Source organism: Streptomyces boncukensis, assembly GCF_011045075.1.
GTDB classification, from domain to species: Bacteria; Actinomycetota; Actinomycetes; order Streptomycetales; family Streptomycetaceae; genus Streptomyces; species Streptomyces boncukensis.
The window spans coordinates 1-21,373 of record NZ_JAAKZZ010000009.1 but is presented as its reverse complement, the minus strand read 5'-3'; the positions used below and the strand labels follow the sequence as shown (position 1 = coordinate 21,373).

Sequence of the window (21,373 nt, the reverse complement as noted above, 5' to 3'; positions counted from 1 at the left end):
GGAACATTTCCACCCCTGCCCGCAGCATGCCGGAGCATCCGCTTCCTGGTCCGTACGGACGAGAGCGCCTCGCGGCCCACCGTCAGCCGGCGCGCAGGGCCATCGCCATCGACTCGACCGCCAGCAGCGGCGCCACATTGCGGTCCAGCGCCTGGCGGCACTCCAGCACCGCCTCTATCCGGCGCAGCGTCTGCTCGGGGCGGGAGGCGGCGGCGATCCGGCCCACGGACTCGGCGGCGTCCGTCTGCGCGAGGGCGACCTCCGAGCCCAGCTGCCGGGCCAGCACATCGCGGTAGAAGCCCGTGAGGTCGGTCAGGGCGAGGTCGAGCGAATCGCGCTGGGTGCGGGTGGCACGGCGCTTCTGCTTGTCCTCCAGCTCCTTCATGGCGCCCGCCGTGCCGCGCGGCATCCGCTTGCCCTCGGCGGCGCCCAGCGCGGCGCGCAGCTCCTCGGTCTCCTTGGCGTCCAACTCCTCGGCGACCTGCTTCGCGTCCTCCCCCGACGCGTCGATCAGCTCCTGGGCCGCGCGCAGCGCCCCGCCGACGTCCTCCACCCGCAAGGGCAGCTTCAGCACCGCCTCACGGCGGGCGCGGGCGCGCTCGTCGGTGGCCAGCCGCCGGGCCCGGTCGATATGGCCCTGGGTGGCGCGCGCCGCGTACGCGGCCGTCTCCGGCTCGATTCCGTCCCGCCGGACCAGGAGATCCGCCACCGCGTCCACGGGAGGCGTACGGAGCGCGAGATGGCGGCAGCGCGAACGGATCGTCGGCAGCACGTCCTCCGTCGACGGCGCGCACAGCAGCCAGACGGTGCGCGGCGCGGGCTCCTCCACCGCCTTCAGCAGCACGTTCCCCGCGCCCTCCGTGAGGCGATCGCCGTCCTCCAGCACGATGACCTGCCAGCGGCCGCCCGCCGGGGACATCTGCGCCCGGCGCACCAGATCGCGGGTCTCCTTGACGCCGATGGTCAGCAGATCGGTGCGGACCACCTCGACATCGGCGTGGGTGCCCACCATCGTCGTGTGACAGCCCTCGCAGAAGCCGCAGCCCGGCGGGCCGCCCAGCGCGCGGTCCGGGCTGACGCACTGGAGCGCGGCGGCGAAGGCGCGCGCCGCGGCGGCCCTGCCCGCGCCCGGCGGGCCGGTGAACAGCCAGGCATGGGTCATCGCCGAGCCGGACAGCTCGGGGGAGCCGGCCGCCCCCTCCCGGCCCTGCCTGCCGTCCGCCTGCCGTGCCGCTCCCGCCTCCGCGGTGACATACGCGTCGGCATCGCGGGCCGCGGCGCTCAGCTGCGCCGTGGCCCGTTCCTGGCCCACCACGTCGTCCCAGACCGCCATGTCACCACCTCTCCACCTCTCCGCCCCTCGCCTTCCTGCCCATTGTCACGGGCACCACTGACAGTCCGGGCCCGTCCGGCCGGCGCCGGGCTCCCGGCTCAGCGCCGACTCCGCCCACGCCCGCCCTTCTTGGGCGTGTCCGCCCCTCCGGTGTCCGACCCACGGGTGTCCGCCCCTCCGGTGTCCTGCGCGTCCTCGTCTCCCCCGGTCCCTGGCCCGGCGGCGCTCCCGGGTTCCGCTTCCGCCCCGGCCCCGGTATCGGCCCCGGTATCGGTATCGGTCCCTGGCTCGCGCGGGCCCAGCAGTTCGTCGGCCAGAGACGGTGCATCGTCCAGCTGGTTCTCCTGCGCCCACGAGGGGCGCGGCAGCTCGTGAGTGCTCGTCACCTCGGTCTCGCGCCCCCCGGCGTACGCCTCGTCCGGCTCCTGGAACTGCGGCAGCATCGCCGTCTGGGCGGCCTCGTCCGGGGAAATCGGCTGCACCTGGGGCAGCATCGCCGTCTCCTCGGCATCCGTACCGGCGGCGGCCTGGGGCAGCTGGGCGGTGTCCGCGCTGGAGCCGTCCGGGGCCGACGGGCGGTCGGGCCGGTCGTCATCGGCCTGCACCTTCCGCAGCGCCTGGGTGGGCGGATCCACCTCCGCGGTCCCTGGCGCTGACCCTGACCCTGCCCCTGGCCCCTCCGCGGCATCCGTCCGCGCCGTGCGCGCCTCCTGCTCGGCACGCGCCTGCTCCGCGCGCGCCTGCTCCGCACGGGCCTGCTCGGCGCGCGCCTGCTCGGCCTTCAGCAGCGCCTCCTCGGCCTTCCGCTGCCGCTCGCGCCGCCGTTCCTCCGCCTCGGCGCGCAGCCGGTCCTCCTCTTCCTTCTGCTGCCGCAGCCGCTCCTGCTCCTCCTGCCGGGCGCGCTCCTCGGCCTCCCGGCGCTGCCGCTCCTCCTCGGCGCGCCGCTGCTCCTCCTCGGCCCGCTGCCGGGCCTCCTCCGCCTTGCGGGCCTCCTCGCGCCGCCGCTCCTCTTCGGCCTCGCGCCGCTTGCGCTCTTCCTCCTCGCGGCGCAGCTTCTCCAGCCGCTCCTGCCGCTCGCGCTCCTTGCGCTCCTCCTCGGCCTTCCGTGCGGCTTCTTCCTCGGCCTTCCGGCGGGCCTCTTCCTCCGCCCGCCTGCGAGCCTCCTCCCGGGCCTGCTTCTCGGCCTCGGACAGCGGCAGCACCTGGTCCAGACGGTGGCGTACCACCGCGGTGACCGCCTCCGGCTCCTGGCCGGCGTCCACCACGAGATAGCGGGTCGGGTCGGCGGCGGCGAGCGTGAGGAACCCGGCGCGCACCCGCTCGTGGAACTCCGCGGGCTCCGACTCCATCCGGTCCGGCGCCTCGGTGAAGCGCTCGCGCGCGGTCTGCGGGGAGACGTCCAGCAGGACCGTCAGATGGGGCACCAGGCCGTCCGTCGCCCAGCGCGAGATACGGGCGATCTCCGCGGGCGACAGGTCGCGCCCCGCGCCCTGGTAGGCGACCGACGAGTCGATATAGCGGTCCGAGACGACGACCGCGCCGCGCTCCAGCGCGGGACGCACGACCGTGTCGATGTGCTCCGCGCGGTCGGCGGCGTACAGCAGCGCCTCCGCGCGGTGCGACAGTCCGGACTCGGAGACGTCCAGCAGGATGGAGCGCAGCCGCTTGCCGACCGGTGTCGCGCCGGGCTCCTTGGTGACGACGACCTCGTGCCCCTTGCCCCTGATCCACTCGGCGACAGCCTCCACCTGAGTGGACTTGCCCGCCCCGTCGCCGCCCTCCAGGGCGATGAAGAAGCCGGTCGAGGCCGGGGCGCGCACCGGCCGGCCGCCGCCGAAGGCGTCGCCCAGCGCGTCCCGCAGGTCGCGCCGCAGCGGCACGCCCTGCCGGTCGTCAGCGCGGCCCAGGAAGAGCGCCGCCACGGGCAGCAGCAGCGCGCCCACGAGCATCAGCGTGAACGCCGCTCCCCCGTGGTCGAAGACGAACGCGCCCTGCTCCACCCGGTGCGGCCCGATCAGCGCCGCCAGCGCGGGTGCGACCAGCGCGCCCACGGCGAGCGAGAGCCGCACCGCGGCCTGCAGGTGCTCGGTCGTACGCGGGCGGCGGCTGTCCTCCGTCTCCTGGTCCAGCAGCGCGTGCGCGGTGTGGGCCGCGACGCCCGCCGCGACGCCCGCGAGCAGCGTCAGCGCCAGGACGGTCGCGGTGTCCGGTACGAGCCCGGCGGCGAGCAGCGCGGCCCCGGTGGCGGTCAGCGCGAGGGCGAGCAGCCTGCGCCGCGAGAGCGTCGGGACCGTACGGGGAGCGAGGCGGATGCCGCCCACCGTGCCGCCGGACAGCCCCACCACCAGCAGCCCGAAGGTGACGGGCCCGCCGCCCAGGTCCGCCGCGCGCAGCGGCGCCAGCGCGACGGCGGCGGCGATGGCGCCCGCGACGGCGGCACCGGCGCCCACGAGCAGCGGTATGGCGCCCGTACGGCCCTGGTCCGTGCCGGAGGCCGTCCGCGGCCTGCGCAGCCCCTCCAGCGGGGAGCGGGGGCGCGGGGTGGTGTCGTCGGGCAGCTCCAGGAAGTACACCATCGCGGCCGCCGCCGCGAACAGCCCCGCCGCCACGTATGACGCCAGTGCGGTCTGGTGCGAGCTGAACCAGTCCGCACCGGGGCCCAGCAGGTTGCTCACGAGGGTGGCGGCGACCAGCGCGGCGGCGGCCAGCGGCAGCGAGCCGAAGCTCGTCCGCAGCCACAGCCTGCGCAGCGCCTCGTTGTGGTCCGGCAGCGGGCGCACGGCGGCGCCCTCGGGCGGCGGCCCGGGGAGCAGCGCGGGCGCCGCGCTGTCCCGTGTGACGGTCGAGATCCGCTCGGCGACCCCGGCCACGAACACGGTGACGAGCAGGAGGGCGAAGGCGTTGCTCGCCGTCCAGTCGATCCACAGGGGCGCGACGATCAGCGCGGCGGCGCGCAGCACGTCGGCGCCGAACATGGTCCAGCGGCGGTCGAGGACCTTCTTCTCGTCACCGCTGCCGTCCCGGTTGACGAGCGCGGAGACGGGGCCCAGCAGCACCGCGCCGAACAGCAGCGTGGACAGCAGGCGCAGCCCGAACACGGCGGTGACGACCAGGGCCATGCCGCGGTAGCCGCCGCCGAACACCGCGTCGCCCGAGGCGCCCCGCACCGCCGCCGCCTGCATCGTCAGCAGGAGCAGCACCAGCAGGGCCAGCATGTCGCCGATGTTGCCCGTGAACTGCGCGCCCCACAGCCGTCGCAGCGGAGGGAAGCGCAAGAGCGCGCCTATCGCGCTCTCGCGGGATTCCGCGGCGAGGGAGTCGTCGGGGGCGCCCGGTGGCTGCTCAGCTCGCGTCATTCCGCCAGCGTATAGCGAGGGACCGACAGGATGCCGACTCCCCGAACAAGAGCACGGTTTTCTCGCCGCTGCCCTGGCCCGTCCCCCGGTCCGAAAACCCGGGGAGAGCGGGCCGGCGCGGCCCGCGGACGTGCAACGGCCGCCGCCACAGCCGTCGCCCGGCCGAGGGGGCCCGCCCGGCCGAGGGGGGCCGTCACTCGGCCGAGGAGGACGCCTGCTTCGCCGTGGCGGTCTTCTTCGCCGCCGTCTTCTTGGCCGCCGTCTTCTTCGCGGGTGCCTTCTTGGCCGCCGACTTCTTCGCCGGGGCCTTCTTCGCCGCCGACTTCGCCGCGGTCGCCTTCGCCGCGGTCGCCTTCGCGGGCGCCTTCTTGGCCGGCGCCTTCTTCGCGGCCGTCTTCTTCGCAGAAGCCTTCTTCGCCGGCCCCTTCGCCCGCTTCTCGGCGAGCAGCTCGAAGCCGCGCTCCGGCGTGATCGTCTCCACGTCGTCGTCCCGGCGCAGTGTGGCGTTCGTCTCGCCGTCCGTCACATACGGGCCGAACCGGCCGTCCTTCACGACCACCGGCTTCTCCGTCTGGGGGTCGGTCCCCAGCTCCTTCAGCGGCGGCTTGGCGGCAGCCCGGCCGCGCTGCTTGGGCTTGGAGTAGATCTCCAGCGCCTGCTCCAGCGTGATCGTGAAGATCTGCTCCTCGCTCTCCAGCGAGCGCGAGTCCGTGCCCTTCTTCATATACGGCCCGTAGCGGCCGTTCTGCGCGGTGATCTCGGCTCCCGACTCCGGGTCGACGCCGACCACGCGCGGCAGCGAGAGCAGCTTGAGCGCCTGCTCCAGCGTGACGGTGTCCAGCGACATCGAGCGGAGCAGCGAGGCGGTGCGCGGCTTGACGGCGTTCTTGCCGCTCTTGGGCGTGCCCTCGGGCAGCACCTCGGTGACGTACGGGCCGTACCGCCCGTCGCGGGCGACGATCGGGCGGCCGGTCTCCGGGTCCGTGCCCAGCTCGAAGTCCCCGCTGGGCTTGGCCAGCAGCTCCTTGGCGTACTCGACGGTCAGCTCGTCCGGCGGCAGGTCGTCCGGCACGTCCGCGCGCGGGCCCGGCTCGCCCTCCTGCTGGCTGGGGCCCTCGACGTACGCGCCGTAGCGCCCGACGCGCAGCATGATGCCCTCGCCGACGGGGAACGAGGAGACGCCGCGGGCGTCGATCGCACCCAGGTCGGACACCAGTTCCTTCAGGCCGTCGGCGGAACCGTTCGCCTCGCCCGCGCCCCCGCCCTCGGCCCCCTCGCCGAAGTAGAACCGCCGCAGCCAGGGGATCGCCTGGGCGTTCCCGGCCGCGATGCGGTCGAGGTCGTCCTCCATCTTGGCGGTGAAGTCGTAGTCGACGAGCCGTCCGAAGTGCTTCTCCAGCAGCCCGACCACCGCGAAGCTGAGGAAGGACGGCACCAGGGCCGTGCCCTTCTTGAAGACATAGCGCCGGTCGAGAATCGTACTGATGATTGACGCATAGGTGGACGGACGCCCGATCTCGCGCTCTTCCAGCTCCTTGACCAGCGTCGCCTCGGTGTAGCGGGCCGGGGGCTTGGTGGCGTGGCCGTCGACGGACATGTCGGTCGCGGTCAGCGCGTCACCCTCCGCGACCTGCGGGAGCCGCCGCTCGCGGTCGTCCAGCTCGGCGTTGGGGTCGTCGGCGCCCTCGACGTACGCCTTGAGGAAGCCGTGGAAGGTGATGATCTTACCGGTGGCGCTGAACTCCGCGTCCCGCCCGTCCGCCGAGCGCCCGCCCACCTTGACGGTGACCGACTGCCCGACCGCGTCCTTCATCTGGGAGGCGACGGTCCGCTTCCAGATCAGCTCGTAGAGCTTGAACTGATCACCGGTCAAACCCGTCTCGGCGGGCGTGCGGAAGCGGTCGCCGGAGGGGCGGATCGCCTCGTGCGCCTCCTGCGCGTTCTTGACCTTGCCCGCGTACGTCCGCGGCTTGTCCGGCAGATACTCGGCCCCGTACAACTGCGTGACCTGCGCGCGGGCGGCCGCGACCGCGGTGTCGGAGAGCGTCGTGGAATCCGTACGCATGTACGTGATGAAGCCGTTCTCGTACAGCTTCTGGGCCACCTGCATGGTGGACTTCGCGCCGAACCCCAGCTTGCGGCTCGCCTCCTGCTGGAGCGTGGTCGTACGGAACGGGGCGTACGGCCCGCGCCGGTACGGCTTGGACTCGACGGAGCGGACCGCGAAGTCCGTGTCCGCCAGGGCAGCCGCCAGCGTGCGCGCCGCCTGCTCGTCCAGGTGCAGCACCGTGGACGGGTCCTTCAGCTGCCCGTCCGAGCCGAAGTCGCGCCCCTGGGCCACCCGCCGCCCGTCGACGACCGTCAGCCTGGCGGCGAAGGCCGGCGGCACGGCCGGGCCGCCCGACGGGGCATCCTCCGCCTGCCCCGTCGCGAAGGTGCCGGTCAGGTCCCAGTACTCGGCGGAGCGGAACGCCATCCGCTCCCGCTCCCGCTCCACCACCAGCCGGGTGGCCACCGACTGCACACGGCCCGCAGAGAGCCGCGGCATGACCTTCTTCCACAGCACCGGCGAGACCTCGTAGCCGTACAGCCGGTCGAGGATACGGCGGGTCTCCTGGGCGTCGACCAGCCGCTGGTTGAGGTCGCGGGGGTTGCGGACGGCGCTCTGGATGGCGTCCTTGGTGATCTCGTGGAAGACCATCCGCTTGACCGGGACCTTGGGCTTGAGGACCTCGCGCAGATGCCAGGCGATGGCCTCGCCCTCGCGGTCCTCATCGGTGGCGAGGAGGAGCTCGTCCGACTCGGCCAGGAGCTGCTTCAGCTTCTTGACCTGGTCCTTCTTATCGCTGTTGACCACGTACAGCGGTTCGAAGTCGTGGTCCACATTGACCCCGAGCCGGGCCCAGGACTCCCCCTTGTACTTCGCCGGGACCTCGGCCGCGCCGTTCGGAAGGTCGCGGATGTGCCCGACGCTGGCCTCGACCACATAGCCAGGGCCGAGATAGCCCTTGATCGTCTTAGCCTTGGCAGGGGACTCGACGATCACGAGTCGGCGCCCGCCGTCTGCGGTCTCGTGGGTCGGGGACAACTTCGCTCTTCTCTCGGTCGGCATTCAGCATCGGTGTCGCTGCGGAGTGTGACGGTACCTCCCGCCTCCATGTCAAACGGAAAAAGTCCGCAACGCCACTCGAACGGTAACCCGACAACCAGCCATCCTGCCGCCCGGTGACTCTGGCAACATGGCTGGGGCTTTCAGGTACCGCTCGACCTCGGAGGACCAGGTGTCCAATCCACAGCAGCCCGGCGGCTACGGCTACCCGCAGCAGCCAGGACAGAACCCCTATGCCCAGCAGCCCGGCGCAGTCCCCGGCCAGCCCGCCTACGGCTACCCCCAGCAGGCCCCGATGGGCGGCGCCCCCGCGGGCTACGACCCGAACGCGCCGTACGGCTACGACCCCTACGGGCGTCCCCTCTCGAACAAGTCGAAGATCGTCGCCGGTGTGCTCCAGCTGTTCATCGGCACCCTCGGCATAGGCCGGTTCTACACCGGCCACGTCGGCATGGGCATCGGACAGCTCCTGACCTGCGGCGGCCTCGGCATCTGGGCGCTGATCGACGGCATCATGTTCCTCGTCAGCGACAGCCGGACGGACGCGGAAGGCCGCGTTCTGCGTGGCTGACTCCCCACCGGGGAGCACAGCGGCCCGGGGCCGCGGAGATGTGAACGGGGGGAGAGAAAACAGGGGGGTTCCCGGGGGGATCTCTGATTCTTCGGTGAACTCAGCGAAGCAGCCCGTCCCCTTCCTCTTCGCTTCTTTCACCTCCTCCACCCTCGTCAACCGGCTCCGGACCGCCGTGTCCCACCCCGCGGCACCACCGCTCGCCGCAGCCCTCGCTGCGGTGGGCGGGGCCGTCTACCTGTACGGCACCAATCCGCACGAGCCGGGCCACTGGCTGCCCCGCTGCCCGTTCAACTGGGCCACGGGACTGCTCTGCCCCGCCTGCGGCGGCACGCGCATGGCGTACGACCTGATGCACGGCGACTTCGCCGCCGCGCTGCACGACAACGCAGCGCTGCTGCTCGTCGGCCTCCCCGCCGCCACGTACCTCTCGGGGCGCTGGCTGTACGAGGGGCTGCGCGGCCGCCGCTACCGGCCCCGGCTGGGCAAGCGGGGCACGGCGGCCGTGCTGGCGGGAGCCGTCGCCTGGGTGGCGGCCCGCAACCTGGCGGGCTGACCGGCCCAGGGGCGTCCGGGGGGCGCGGCTCGCGGCTCGCGTCTCGCTGCTCTCCGGCGCTCGCGGCTCCCCGGGGCGCCCCCGAGAGCCGCGAGCGCCCCGTACTGGCTGCATATCCCCGGCAGGCCCCAGCCGGCACGTCCTAAGCCGACAGGCCCCAGTCGGCACGTCCCAGCCGGCACGTCCCAGCCGGCACGTCCCAGCCGGCACGTCCCAGCCGGCACGTCCTAGCCGACGGGATCCAGGAAGCCCTGCTCGACCAGCAGCCGGATGGACGCGGGAGTGCGGGCGCGCAGCTTGCCCGGATCCTCGCCGACGAGCTGTCCGATCGCCTCCAGGATCTGTCCCGCGCTGAGGGTGCCGTCGCACACCCCGGCGAATCCGGCGCCCACCGTGTCCACCGTCGTGGCCCGCCGCATGCCCCGGTGCTGGCGCAGCACCACATACTCCGGATCCTCTGCGCCCGGGAGCCCGATCTGCTCCTGCATCACCTCGTCAGCGAGCAGGTAGCGGTGCTGGAGCAGGGCCGCGTCATCCGTTGTACGCAGGAACTCCTGCCGGTCGAAGTGGGCCCGGAGCACACCGCCGAGCGGCTGTTCCACCGGGTGCGTCCACTCCTCCGCGATCACAGACGGACGTTCCGCTTCCGTTCGGCGCAGGGTGATCCAGCCGAATCCGACCGCCTTGGTGCCGCGCGCCTCGAACGCGCTCAGCCAGGCGTCGTAGCGGGCCGCGTACTCGGCCGGATCCTTGCGGTGATCGCCCGCGTCGCGCAGCCACAGCTCGGCGTACTGCGCGATGTCCTGCACCTCGCGCTGCACGATCCACGCGTCGCACCCGCGCGGCACCCAGGAAGACACCCGCTCCCGCCAGTCCTCGTCCGCCCGGTGCTCCCAGTTGGCGAGCAGCTGACCGTAGCCGCCCTCCGCCAGCCGTCCAGCTGACTCACCCACAAGTGTGCGGCACAGATCGTCCCCGGCCATGCCCCCGTCTCGATAGGTCAGACGGGCGCCGGGCGAGATCACGAAGGGCGGGTTGGAGACGATCAGGTCGTACGGCTCCTCGTCGGCCACCGGCGCGAAGAGCGAGCCCTCGCGCAGCTCGGCGGCCGGGGCGCCGGACAGCGCGAGGGTGAGGCGCGTGATGTGCAGCGCGCGCGGGTTGAGGTCGGTGGCCGTGACGTGGGTGGCGAACCGGGACGCGTGCAGCGCCTGAACACCGGAGCCGGAGCCCAGATCCAGCGCGCGCCCCACCGGCGTACGCACCATGAGCCCAGCCAGCGTGGTCGAGGCGCCACCGACGCCGAGCACGACGTCCTCCCGCTCCTCGGCGATCCCGGCCGCGCCGCCGACCGCGCAGCCGAGGTCGGAGACGATCCACCAGTCCTCGCCGTCCGGCCCGCTGTACGGGCGGACGTCCACCGTGGCCCGCACCTCGCCGACCGCGCCGACTCCCGTATCCGAACCCGAACCCGTGCCCGTACGCGCCAGCCAGCCGTCCGCCAGCGCCTCCTCCACGGGAAGCGCGGCGCGCGCCCCCGCGTACGGCGCGGGCTGCTGGAGCAGGAAGAGCCGTACGAGCGTCTCCAGCGGGCCCTCGCCGCGCGTGGCACGCAGCGCGGGCACGGTCTCGCCGCGCGCGAGCGCGGCGTACGCGGGCGCGCCGAGCAGCTCCAGGAGCCCGTCCGCGGTGAACCGCGCGTCGGTCATCGCGGCACGCAGCTGCCGCACACACTCGTCTCGGCCGGTGGGAAGCACGTTGTCGCTCACGGGGCCCATTGTCGCCTGTTGCCTCCCGGCCGGAGGCCCTGAGGGGGCTGCGGCCGGGGTCGCCGGCGGATCAGCCGCTCCGGGTGGCGGAGCCGGTGGGCCGCTTGCAGCCCTCCTGCTTGGCCATGGCCTTGCCCAGGTCGCCCGACTGGAGCTTGTTGAGCGCCTTGTCGCCGCCCTTGCCGAGCTCGCCGAGCCTCGTCGCGACGCCGCGCAGGCCCTCGTCGAAGTTCTTGTCGGGGTCGAGCTTGTCGACCCGGGTCTTCAAATCGGCGTACTGCGAGGAGAGGCCCTTCAGCTCGGACACGGCGTCCTTCTGGACCTTCGCGCCGTCGTCCACCGGCGGCGCACCCGCGTCGTCCACGGCGTCCGCCAGCGACTTGTACGCGCCGGAGATCTGCTGGAAGGCGGCCGAATCGGCCTTCTTGACGTCCTCGGGCGACTTGTTCTCCTTGGACGCCTGGTCGATCGAGTCGTTGGCCGCCCGGATCTTCTGGACCTCGGGCTTCACCTGGTCACACACCTTCTTGGCCCAGTCGTCCCGCTTCTTGCCGCTGTCGTCGTCGCTGCACCCCGTCAGCACGAGTACGAGCGCCGCGCCGCCGGACAGTGCGGCCGCAAGCATCTTGTTCACCGGATCGGTCCCTTCCATGGCTGTACGGCCCGGAACATACACGCCACGGCGGGACCCACGACGAGTCGAGGGAAACATTCATCCGGGATTACAGCCATTTGCACCACACGGATCCCGGCGTTCGCCCCGCCCTCCCGCGCCCGGCACCGCGCGGGAGGGCGGGGCGACGGGGCGGGCTCCAACGCTCCTCGTCCGAACCGCAGTTGCCGCCGGGGCCCGTGGGCCGCCCGGGCCCGTACCCGCGAAGGCGCCCCCTTCCCGGGCGCGCGATGCACACGCGGGAAGGGGGCGCCGGGGCCGGGGGGACGGACGTCTAGGAGGCCGCCACCGGATCCGAGGGCTCCGCGACGCGCTCGCTGCCCTCGCCCTCCTCCTCACCGCCGACCGCGATGCCGCGCCGCTTGGAGAGGTACACCGCGCCGACGACGACCACCACCGCGAGCGAGGCGATCAGGGCCCGCATGGCGACGCTCTTGTCCTCGCCGTAGCTGAACTTCACCACGGCGGGCGCGATGAGCAGCGCCACCAGGTTCATCACCTTCAGCAGCGGGTTGATCGCCGGGCCCGCGGTGTCCTTGAACGGGTCGCCGACCGTGTCGCCGATCACGGTGGCCTCGTGTGCCTCGCTGCCCTTGCCGCCGTGGTGGCCGTCCTCGACCAGCTTCTTGGCGTTGTCCCAGGCGCCGCCCGAGTTGGCCAGGAAGACGGCCATCAGCGTGCCCGCGCCGATCGCGCCCGCGAGGAACGCGGCCAGCGCGCCCACCCCGAAGGTGAAGCCGACCAGGATCGGCGACATCACGGCGAGCAGCCCCGGTGTGGTCAGCTCGCGCAGCGCGTCCTTGGTGCAGATGTCCACGACGCGGCCGTACTCCGGCTGCTGGCTGTAGTCCATGATCCCGGGCTTGTCGCGGAACTGCCGCCGCACCTCGTAGACCACCGCGCCGGCGGAGCGCGAGACCGCGTTGATCGCCAGCCCGGAGAAGAGGAAGACGACCGCAGCCCCGAACATCAGCCCGACCAGAGTGCTGGGCTGTGCGATGTCCATCAGCTCCAGCATCTTGCCCGCGCTCTGGTCCGCGTCGGCCAGCGCCTCGCTCAGCTCCGTGCGGTACGAGCCGAAGAGCGCGGCGGCGGCGAGCACGGCCGTGGCGATGGCGATGCCCTTGGTGATCGCCTTGGTGGTGTTGCCGACGGCGTCCAGGTCGGTGAGCACCTGCGCGCCCTGACCCTCGACGTCGCCGGACATCTCGGCGATGCCCTGGGCGTTGTCGGAGACCGGCCCGAAGGTGTCCATGGCGACGATGACGCCGACGGTGGTGAGCAGCCCGGTGCCCGCGAGCGCCACCGCGAACAGCGCGAGCATCACGGTGCCGCCGCCGAGCAGGAACGCGCCGTAGACGCTCAGCCCGATCAGCAGCGCGGTGTAGACGGCGGACTCCAGGCCGATGGAGATCCCGGACAGCACGACGGTGGCAGGACCGGTCAGCGAGGTCTTGCCGATGTCCCTGACGGGCTTGCGCGAGGTCTCCGTGAAGTAGCCGGTGAGCTGCTGGATCAGAGCGGCCAGCACGATGCCGATGGCGACGGCGGCGATGGCCAGCACCCGCGGGTCCCCGCTGTGCCCGAGGATCTCCTGCGCGTCCTCGCCGGAGACGCCCTTGAGGTCCGCGTACGAGGAGGGCAGGTACACAAACGCCGCACCCGCAACCAGCACCAGCGAGATCGCCGCCGAGATGAAGAAGCCCCGGTTGATCGCGGTCATCCCGCTGCGGTCGGTGCGGCGCGGTGCGACGACGAAGACGCCGATCATCGCGGTGATCACCCCGATGGCCGGGACCAGCAGCGGGAACGCCAGCCCGTCGTTGCCGAACACGGCGGTGCCCAGGATCAGCGCGGCGACCAGGGTGACCGCGTACGACTCGAACAGGTCGGCGGCCATCCCGGCGCAGTCCCCGACGTTGTCGCCGACATTGTCCGCGATGGTGGCGGCGTTGCGCGGGTCGTCCTCGGGGATGCCCTGCTCCACCTTGCCGACGAGGTCGGCACCGACGTCCGCGGCCTTGGTGAAGATGCCGCCGCCGACCCTCATGAACATCGCGATCAGCGCGGCGCCGAGACCGAAGCCCTCCAGCACCTTGGGCGCGTCCGCGGCGTAGACGAGAACGACACTCGCGGCACCGAGCAGCCCGAGGCCGACGGTGAACATTCCGACGACGCCGCCCGTGCGAAATGCGATCTTCATGGCACGGTGCGAGACGGAGGTCGGATCCACGGCGGGCTGCCCCGGAGCGGGAGTCGCCTCACGCGCCGCAGCCGCCACTCGCACATTGCTGCGCACCGCCAGCCACATGCCGATATACCCGGTGGCCGCCGAGAATGCCGCTCCGACCAAGAAGAACAACGAACGGCCTAGCCGCTGTTCCATATCGTCGGCGGGCAGCAGCATGAGCAGGAAGAACACCACGACGGCGAATACACCGAGGGTGCGCAGCTGCCGCGCCAGATAGGCATTCGCGCCTTCCTGCACGGCCGCGGCGATCTTCTTCATGTTGTCCGTGCCCTCGCCGGCGGCGAGCACTTGTCGTACCAGCACCACGGCGACGCCGAGCGCTGCCAGCGCGACCACCGCAATCACGATCACAAGACCGCGGTTGCCGCTCGTCAGTTCGGCGGCGTCAGCAGCGAGGTACTGGGAGTTGTGAAGTGGGCTGAGATGCCCCGCCATTCGTCCTCCTTGACGTTTGGCACATGGGCGCGCGCAAGCACGCTCAGGCGCGTCCTGCTGCAAAGATGTGGACGGATTGTAGGGAGCGCCACTAGATCAAAACAGAGCGCAACAGCGGTATTTAGGGCTGGAGGGCTCAGATCAGCCGCGACGGCACCGGACAATTCCCTCGCATGAGGGAAGCCGCAAATTCAACTGACGCCGGAGAAATGATCTCTCCGGCGGGCGGAAACATGATCGATAAACCGGAAAGATCCCTGGTCACCCCGTGGGGAGGCCGGTGATCGAAATGCACCCGGAAGACCAGCACAGCGAATCGGCACGGTGGCTCGGCACAGCGGACCGACACCGCGGATCAGCACAGGAGATCGACGGGAGATCGACGGAACCGACGGGACATCGGCACGCGATCGACACGGGATCGACGGAAGATCGCCACGCCAGATCGTCCCGACCGATCGCCCCGACGGATCGCCACGACAGACACGGCAGACACGGCGGATCGGAAACGCCCGCCGTGCGGCACGGCGGGCGCGGTGAAGCGGAGGCCCGGGGACGGCCCGGACCGGGCGCGCCCCGGACCGGGCCGGAAGCGGCTCGGGCCGACTCGGTACTCGGTCCGGGTGCGGCTCGGCTCGGCCGGGCCGGGCGCGGCCCGTCGCCGGGTCAGGGCAGGACGGGCTCCGGGGCCGTCGGCCAACTCATCCTGATGACGCCGCCGTTCTCGTCGGCGGAGACCTCGACGTCGTCGACCAGGCCGCTGATGACCGCGAGGCCCATCTCGCCGTCGCCCTCGTCCTCCTCGGCGGCCGACTGCCCGGGGGCCGTGCCCCGGGCGCCCGGCGGCAGCGCGCCGCCCTCGGACTCCGCGGGCCCGTGCCCGTTCTCCGACGGCTCCGCGCCGACCGGCGGCACACCGGCACCGGACACGGCGCCGGACGCCCGGGGGTGCGGCGCGTCGTCCCCCACCTCGATGGAGAACTTCTTCTCGTCCTCGATCAGCGCCACCCGCACCGGGGCGTCGACGCCATGGCTCATATGCAGGCCGACCGCGCGGGTGCACGCCTCGCCCACCGCCAGCCGCACCTCGTCCAGCACAGCCTCATCCACGCCGGCGCGACGCGCCACGGCGGCGGCCACCAGTCGCGCCGTACGGACGTGCTCCGGCAGCGCGCTGAACAAGAGCTCCACGGTGGCCATGCCATCCCCCTCGGTCTTTCCAGTGTTCTGCACAGGGGCTCGGACCGCCCGCAGGACACTGTGCCCCGCCCTCTTCTCCCGATACCCCTGCTTCGTGTTCCCGCCGACCGGGGCGCGCGTGCCCCGGGACGGGCCACGCGGACGCCCCGGCGCCTCAGTCCGTGGCTGCGACGGCCTCGTCGACCGACGTGTGAATCGGGAACACCTTGGTCAGACCAGTGATACGGAAGATCTTGAGAATGCGCTCCTGGTTGCAGACCAGGCGCAGCGAGCCCTCGTGCGCGCGGACCCGCTTGAGTCCGCCGACGAGCACCCCCAGCCCCGTGGAGTCCAGGAAGTCGACATGCTCCATGTCCACGACGAGGTGGTAGCTACCGTCGTTCACCAGCTCGACGAGCTGCTCGCGCAGCTTGGGCGCGGTGTATACATCAATCTCGCCACCGACCTCGACGATCGTGCGATCGCCAACGGTACGGGTCGACAGGGACAGGTCCACAGATCCTCCAGCACCTTGCTATCAAGCGGTCAGCCCCCTCGGTTCTCCCTCCCCCTGCCCTGACGGAAGGAGGGCCCCCAAAGGCAGGGGACGGATCGGCAGCCGCAGAAGCATTCAATCACTTACCAGCAGGGGAGTACGACGCCTTGGCACCATTGTCCGTCTCGCCAGTGACACACTCGGTACCGATGGCCAATGAAGAGCACTCACGGTCCGCGAGCGTGCACCCGCAGTCCGTGCACGCGCGCAGGGCTCCCCGCGGCAACCCCCGCGACGTGCTCGATCGTCTCACCGAGGGGGCGCACCGCGCTGGGCGCATCACCCATACGGAGCACTTGCCCCCGCAGAGCGGTCGCCATGCCGATTGGCCTGAGCGGATCCGGCCTGAAGTGATCGACGCCGTACGCGCGGCGGGCATCGAGCGGCCCTGGGAACACCAGGCCCGCGCCGCCGAACACGCCCTCGACGGCGACTCCGTGGTCGTCTCCACGGGAACCGCCTCCGGCAAGTCGCTCTCCTATCTGGTCCCCGTCCTCAGCCGGCTCCTCGACGGCTCCGAGGCCCCGAACGGGCGGGGCGCGACCGCCCTCTACCTCGCCCCGACCAAGGCCCTCGCCGCCGACCAGCGCCGCGCCGTCGCCGAGCTGGCCCGCCCCCTGGGCACGGCCGTCCGTCCCGCCGTCTTCGACGGGGACACCCCGGTCGAGGAGCGCGAGTGGGTCCGGCTCTTCGCCAACTACGTCCTCACCAACCCGGACATGCTGCACCGGGGCATCCTGCCCGCGCACGCCCGCTGGTCCTCCTTCCTGCGCGCCCTGCGCTTCGTCGTCATCGACGAGTGCCACACGTACCGGGGCGTCTTCGGATCGCACGTCGCCCAGGTCCTCCGGCGCCTGCGCCGGGTGTGCGCCCGCTACGGCTCCGACCCCGTCTTCCTCCTCTCCTCCGCCACGTCCGCCGAGCCCGGCGAGGCGGCGGAGCGCCTCACCGGCCACCGGGCCGCCGAGGTCACCGAGGACACCTCGCCGCGCGGCGAGCTGGTCTTCGCCCTGTGGGAGCCGCCGCTGACCGAGCTGGAGGGTGAGCGCGGCGCGCCCGTACGCCGCACCGCCACCGCCGAGTCCGCCGAGATCCTCACCGAGCTCGCCCTCCAGGGGATCCGCACCGTCGCCTTCGTCCGCTCCCGGCGCGGCGCGGAACTGATCTCCCTCATCGCCCAGGACCGCCTCTCGGCGCTCCCCGCCCCCCGCACACCGGACGGGTCCGGCGAGCCCGCGGGGCCCGGCGGGCCCGGACGGCCGGGCTCCGGGACGCGGGATCTCTCCGCCCGCATCGCCGCCTACCGGGGCGGCTACCTGCCCGAGGAGCGGCGTGCGCTGGAACGCCGGCTGCACAGCGGCGAGCTGCTCGGCCTCGCCGCCACCAACGCCCTGGAGCTCGGCATCGACATCTCGGGGCTGGACGCCGTCCTCATCACCGGCTATCCCGGCACCCGCGCCTCCCTCTGGCAGCAGGCCGGACGCGCGGGCCGGGCGGGGCAGGGGGCGCTCGCCATCCTCGTCGCCCGCGACGAGCCCCTGGACACCTATCTCGTGCACCATCCCGAAGCCGTCTTCCACACGCCCGTCGAGTCCACCGTCCTCGACCCGCACAACCCGCATGTCCTCGCCCCCCACCTGTGCGCGGCCGCAGCCGAGATCCCGCTGACCGAGGACGACTTCGCCCTCTTCGGTGCGGACACCGCGACCCTCCTGGGCAAGCTCGAACAGCGCAAGCTGCTCCGCCGCCGGGGGTCCGCCTGGCACTGGACCCGCAAGGAGCGGGCCGCGGACCTCACCGACATCCGCGGCAGCAGCGGCAAACCCGTCCAGGTCGTGGAGGAGGACACCGGGCGGCTGCTCGGCACCGTCGACGCCGCCGCCGCGCACACCACCGTCCACGACGGTGCCGTACACCTGCACCAGGGCCGCACCTATGTCGTACGCCGCCTCGACCTGGAGGACTCCGCCGCGCTCGTCGAAGAGGCCAGCCCGCCCTGGACGACCATGGCCCGGGACACCACCTCGCTGGCCGTCCTGGAGACCGAGGCCGAGGTCCCCTGGGGCGAGGGCCGGCTGTGCTACGGCTCGGTGGAGGTCACCAACCAGGTGGTCTCCTATCTGCGCCGGCGCCTGATGACGGGCGAGGTCCTCGGCGAGACGAAGCTGGACCTCCCACCGCGCACTCTGCGCACCCGTGCGGTCTGGTGGACGGTCACCGAGGACCAGCTCGACGCCGCCCGCATCCCGCCGGAGATCCTGCCGGGTGCCCTGCACGCCGCCGAGCACGCCGCCATCGGCATCCTCCCGCTCTTCGCGACCTGCGACCGCTGGGACATCGGCGGCGTCTCCATCCCCCTGCACCCGGACACCCTCCTTCCCACGGTCTTCGTCTACGACGGCCAGCCCGGCGGGGCCGGATTCGCCGAGCGCGCGTTCCACACCGCCCGCGACTGGCTCACCGCCACCCGCGACGCCATCGCCGCCTGCGACTGCGAGGCGGGCTGCCCCTCCTGCATCCAGTCCCCCAAGTGCGGCAACGCCAACGACCCGCTGCACAAGCGCGGCGCCGTCCGGCTGCTCACCCGGCTGCTCGACTCCGCGCCGTGACACCGCCGCGGGCCCGGCCGCCAGCGGCCCGGCACGGGCCCGTACCCGGGGCTCGAACGGCCCCCAGCGCACCCCGGCGACCAGATCGGCGATCCCGCCGCGCACCACGCACCGGACCACCCGCGCTCCCTGGGACCCGGCCACCCGGCGGGCCCGCGCACAGGCGGGGCCCTCGCCCTCCAGCGCGTGATCGGCCGCTGCGAGCGCCGCCAAGTCCGCCGCGCCGCCCGCGCTGTGACGCATCGCCACCGCCTGGCCGACCCCGAGCACCGCCGCGAAGACGCCGCACAGCGCCATCGCGCCGACCGCCACCCACACCGACGCCGACCCGCGGTCCCTCCCCCGCTCCCGGAACAGCTCCCACCGGCGCCCGACGCGACCACGGCCGTGCACCGGGCCGTGGACCAGGCTGTGGGCCGGGCCGTGGGCCGGGCCCCGGACGCAGGCCGCGAACGCAGCGACGACTGCGCCCCACGGCCGACCACGGAGGGGTGCGACGCGGAGGCGTGCGATGCGGAGGGGTACGACGCGGAGGCGTGCGCGGTGCGCGCCCCACCGCCGTCCCGTCCGCGGCCTGCCTCTGACGGACGCGGGCCGTTCCCCCTCCCCCGCCGCAGCCGCCGGGCGCGCCACCGGGCCCCGTCTAGTGCGCCGCATCCCGCACATACCCGTCCCCTTCCGCCGTCGCCTCCCGCAGGGCCACCGCCTGCTCGGTCAGACCGACGGACAGCGGGCCGGGGCCCGCTGTCCGGGCGCGCACGGTGACGCGCACCAGATCCCCCTCTCTCCTGGTCTCCGTCCGCGCCCCGTCCGGGGCGGCCGACCGCACCGCGGCGCGCACGCCCTCCGGCGACTCGCCGCGCGCCGCGGCACGCGCGCCCGCCCGCGCTCCGTCCACACACTGGATGCGCGCGGCCGACGCCATGACGCCCCACATCAGCATCGCCGCGAGCAGCACCAGCGCCGGGATCACCACGGCCGCCTCGGCCGTCACATAGCCGGCGCTGGGGTCGGCCGTCCGCTTCTGCGCATCCGCCGGGGCCGTCAGATCCGTACGCTCAGCGCCCGTTCGATCAGCTGCTGCATCTCCGCGCTGACGGCGCCGCTGGTGACGATCTTGTAGAGCACCGCAGCGAAGCCGCAGGCGGCGACCGTGCCCACTGCGTACTCGGCCGTGCTCATGCCGCTGTCCCGGCCCCTGCCGCGCGCCACGCACCAGGCCCTGCGCACCCTCATCCACATCCGAGTCCCTCCTCGCGGTTGGTCCTTCGCGCCGTTGGTCCTTCTCACATCCGGCAGTCGCGGTCGCACTGCCGGCCGTCCGCATGCTCACCACAGCGGCCTCGCCAGCCCCAGCACCACGGGCAGCACGCCGATGGCCAGAAAGGCGGGCAGGAAGCACAGCCCCAGCGGGCCCGTGACCAGCACGGCGGCCCGGCGGGCGCGGGCTATCGCGCAGCGGGCCCGCCGGCGGCGCAGCTCGTCCGCGAGCCGGGTCACCGCCTCCGCCGCCGGAACGCCGGCCGTCGCCGCCCGCTCCATGCAGCGCGCGAACCCGACGCTCCCGGGACACGTCCCGAACCTCCCCCACACCGTGGAGGGGTCGCCTCCGAGCCGCAGCTCCGTCGCCACCCGGGCCAGCCGGACGCCCAGCGGCCCGCCCACGGACCGCCCCACCGCCTCGGCCGCCTGTCCGGGCTCCGCTCCGGCGGTGAGGCAGGCGGCCATCAGCTCGGCGGTCAGCGGAAGCTGGGCCTCGGCCGCGCGCCGCTCCGCCGCGGCACCGCCGTCCCGCGCCTCCGCCGCCGTACGGGCGCGCAGCCACCGCCATGCCGCGTAGGCCCCGCCCGCGCCCAGCGGCCACCCCCAGGGGGTGCCGACCATCGCCATCGCGAACGCCGTCGCGCCCAGAGCCCCGGCGCCCTCCTTCAGCGGCAGCATCCGACATCTCGCCATGAGCCGGGCCCACCGCCGTGATTCGGGCGGATCCGGCGCCCCCAGCACGGCCGTCACCCTCCGGCGCACCGCCCTGTCCCGGCTCCAGCCGAGCACCGCGGCCGCCAGGCAGCCGGCCCCGGCCAGCAGCGACACCGCCGTCCACAGCCTGGGGAACACATCCGGCTCCAGCGCACTCATGCCACTCGCCCCGCTCACCCGTCCCCGCCCTCGGCGGTCCGGACGATCCGCGCGACCCACGCCAGTCCGGCCCACTCCAGCAGTGCGCCTGCCAGCAGGCAGGCCAGCCCGGCAGGGCTGTGCAGCAGGACGTCCAGCGGGTCCGCGTCCATCGCGCTGCCGAGCAGCAGCCCGAACACCGGGAGCAGGGCCAGCACCACGGCCGTCGCCCGCGGGCCCGCCAGCTGGGCCCGCAGTTCCTCGCGCTGCTCCCGGCGGGCCCGCAGCGCGGCCGCCAGCCGGTCCAGCCCCGCCGCCAGTCCCGCGCCGCCCTCCACCGTGGCCTGCCAGCAGGCGGCGACTCCCCGCAGTCCGTCGGCCCCGGGCTCGCGGGCCGCCTCCCGCAGCGCAGCCGGTACGTCGCCGCCGAACCGGGCCGCCGCGAGCACCGAAGCGCCCGCTTCGCCGAAGCGGTCCGCCGTCTCGCCACCGACGATCAGCAGCGCCCTGTCCGGCTGCCGTCCGGCCCGCAGCTCGCCCGAAACGCCGACACAGAGGTCCACGACCGCGGCCTCCCGCGCATCGGCTGCGCCGCGCTGTTCCCGGCGCCGCAGCCGGCGCCGCGTGACCGGCACGGCCCCGGCTCCGGCGAGCAGCGGAAGCCACGAGCCCGCGAGGACGGCCAGCAGCAGGGCCACCGGCACACACCACGCCTCTCGGCCCACCCGCCCGGCCAGCCGCCGGCGCGCCCCGGCGGCGCGTTCCCGGAGCCAGCGCGGAACCTCCGGCTGCCATGGCGCCGCGTTCCCCAGCTCGCCCCCTCCCGCCAGCAGCAGCCGGGCCCGCCGCACTCCGTCGTCC

General features: G+C 73.4%; 15 protein-coding genes and 1 pseudogene. 3 read left to right on the top strand and 13 right to left on the bottom strand.

Annotated elements, in window-relative coordinates:
- Positions 1-82: 82 nt before the first annotated feature.
- The 3 genes from G5C65_RS01900 to topA form a co-directional block, all read right to left on the bottom strand.
- The gene (locus G5C65_RS01900) at positions 83-1,333 is read right to left on the bottom strand and encodes a DNA polymerase III subunit delta' (protein ID WP_165296799.1); all 1,251 of its coding nucleotides are present in this window, start codon (positions 1,331-1,333) and stop codon (positions 83-85) included.
- Positions 1,334-1,431: 98 nt separating this feature from the next.
- A complete protein-coding gene (tmk, locus tag G5C65_RS01895; protein WP_165296798.1) occupies positions 1,432-4,689 on the bottom strand; it encodes a dTMP kinase in 3,258 nt (1,085 codons plus the stop codon).
- A gap of 193 nt (positions 4,690-4,882) precedes the next feature.
- The gene (gene topA, locus G5C65_RS01890) at positions 4,883-7,777 is read right to left on the bottom strand and encodes a type I DNA topoisomerase (RefSeq protein ID WP_165296797.1); all 2,895 of its coding nucleotides are present in this window, start codon (positions 7,775-7,777) and stop codon (positions 4,883-4,885) included.
- Between the two features lie 151 nt (positions 7,778-7,928).
- Between topA and G5C65_RS01885 the strand changes: the two genes are divergently transcribed.
- Positions 7,929-8,369, top strand: coding sequence for a TM2 domain-containing protein (locus G5C65_RS01885; RefSeq protein ID WP_165296796.1), 441 nt, complete (start codon positions 7,929-7,931; stop codon positions 8,367-8,369).
- 175 nt (positions 8,370-8,544) lie between these two features.
- On the top strand, positions 8,545-8,925 hold the full coding sequence (locus G5C65_RS01880) for a DUF2752 domain-containing protein (protein WP_165296823.1): 381 nt from the start codon (positions 8,545-8,547) through the stop codon (positions 8,923-8,925).
- Between the two features lie 227 nt (positions 8,926-9,152).
- Here G5C65_RS01880 and G5C65_RS01875 read toward each other — a convergent pair whose 3' ends face one another.
- The 5 genes from G5C65_RS01875 to bldG form a co-directional block, all read right to left on the bottom strand.
- Complete coding sequence (locus tag G5C65_RS01875) at positions 9,153-10,703, bottom strand: DUF7059 domain-containing protein (protein ID WP_165296795.1); 1,551 nt, start codon at positions 10,701-10,703, stop codon at positions 9,153-9,155.
- A gap of 61 nt (positions 10,704-10,764) precedes the next feature.
- On the bottom strand, positions 10,765-11,319 hold the full coding sequence (locus G5C65_RS01870) for a small secreted protein (protein WP_241265494.1): 555 nt from the start codon (positions 11,317-11,319) through the stop codon (positions 10,765-10,767).
- A gap of 322 nt (positions 11,320-11,641) precedes the next feature.
- A complete protein-coding gene (locus tag G5C65_RS01865; protein ID WP_165296793.1) occupies positions 11,642-14,053 on the bottom strand; it encodes a sodium-translocating pyrophosphatase in 2,412 nt (803 codons plus the stop codon).
- A gap of 666 nt (positions 14,054-14,719) precedes the next feature.
- Positions 14,720-15,253 (bottom strand): ATP-binding protein, encoded by a 534-nt coding sequence (locus G5C65_RS01860; RefSeq protein ID WP_165296792.1) that lies wholly within the window; start codon positions 15,251-15,253, stop codon positions 14,720-14,722.
- Between the two features lie 154 nt (positions 15,254-15,407).
- Entirely contained in the window at positions 15,408-15,749 is a 342-nt protein-coding gene (gene bldG / locus G5C65_RS01855) for an anti-sigma factor antagonist BldG (protein WP_165296791.1), read from the bottom strand.
- Positions 15,750-15,808: 59 nt separating this feature from the next.
- On the opposite strand from bldG, the gene G5C65_RS01850 reads away from it, so the two are divergent.
- Positions 15,809-18,397 carry a DEAD/DEAH box helicase gene (locus G5C65_RS01850; protein WP_165296822.1) on the top strand — a complete coding sequence of 863 codons (2,589 nt, stop codon included), beginning with the start codon at positions 15,809-15,811 and terminating at the stop codon, positions 18,395-18,397.
- Positions 18,398-18,481: 84 nt separating this feature from the next.
- On the opposite strand, the pseudogene G5C65_RS38900 reads toward G5C65_RS01850, so the two are convergent.
- The 5 genes and pseudogenes from G5C65_RS38900 to G5C65_RS01825 form a co-directional block, all read right to left on the bottom strand.
- A pseudogene (locus tag G5C65_RS38900) lies at positions 18,482-18,694 on the bottom strand (Rv3654c family TadE-like protein); the annotation flags it as partial.
- Positions 18,695-19,040: 346 nt separating this feature from the next.
- Positions 19,041-19,391 carry a TadE family type IV pilus minor pilin gene (locus tag G5C65_RS01840; protein ID WP_165296790.1) on the bottom strand — a complete coding sequence of 117 codons (351 nt, stop codon included), beginning with the start codon at positions 19,389-19,391 and terminating at the stop codon, positions 19,041-19,043.
- A 50-nt stretch (positions 19,392-19,441) separates the two neighbouring features.
- Positions 19,442-19,633, bottom strand: a complete 192-nt coding sequence (locus G5C65_RS01835) for a DUF4244 domain-containing protein (RefSeq protein WP_241265489.1) — start codon at positions 19,631-19,633, stop codon at positions 19,442-19,444.
- A 93-nt stretch (positions 19,634-19,726) separates the two neighbouring features.
- Positions 19,727-20,533 carry a type II secretion system F family protein gene (locus G5C65_RS01830; RefSeq protein WP_165296788.1) on the bottom strand — a complete coding sequence of 269 codons (807 nt, stop codon included), beginning with the start codon at positions 20,531-20,533 and terminating at the stop codon, positions 19,727-19,729.
- Positions 20,534-20,547: 14 nt separating this feature from the next.
- Positions 20,548-21,373, bottom strand: an 826-nt coding sequence (locus tag G5C65_RS01825) for a type II secretion system F family protein (protein WP_165296787.1), incomplete at its 5' end; no start/stop codon positions are given.

Coding starts and splice junctions, on each gene's coding strand:
- G5C65_RS01900 (WP_165296799.1), bottom strand. CDS start 1,333: ATGGCGGTCTGGGACGACGTGGTGGGCCAGGAACGGGCCACGGCGCAG.
- tmk (WP_165296798.1), bottom strand. CDS start 4,689: ATGACGCGAGCTGAGCAGCCACCGGGCGCCCCCGACGACTCCCTCGCC.
- G5C65_RS01885 (WP_165296796.1), top strand. CDS start 7,929: ATGGCTGGGGCTTTCAGGTACCGCTCGACCTCGGAGGACCAGGTGTCC.
- G5C65_RS01875 (WP_165296795.1), bottom strand. CDS start 10,703: ATGGGCCCCGTGAGCGACAACGTGCTTCCCACCGGCCGAGACGAGTGT.
- G5C65_RS01870 (WP_241265494.1), bottom strand. CDS start 11,319: ATGCTTGCGGCCGCACTGTCCGGCGGCGCGGCGCTCGTACTCGTGCTG.
- G5C65_RS01865 (WP_165296793.1), bottom strand. CDS start 14,053: ATGGCGGGGCATCTCAGCCCACTTCACAACTCCCAGTACCTCGCTGCT.
- G5C65_RS01860 (WP_165296792.1), bottom strand. CDS start 15,253: ATGGCCACCGTGGAGCTCTTGTTCAGCGCGCTGCCGGAGCACGTCCGT.
- G5C65_RS01835 (WP_241265489.1), bottom strand. CDS start 19,633: ATGAGGGTGCGCAGGGCCTGGTGCGTGGCGCGCGGCAGGGGCCGGGAC.
- G5C65_RS01830 (WP_165296788.1), bottom strand. CDS start 20,533: ATGAGTGCGCTGGAGCCGGATGTGTTCCCCAGGCTGTGGACGGCGGTG.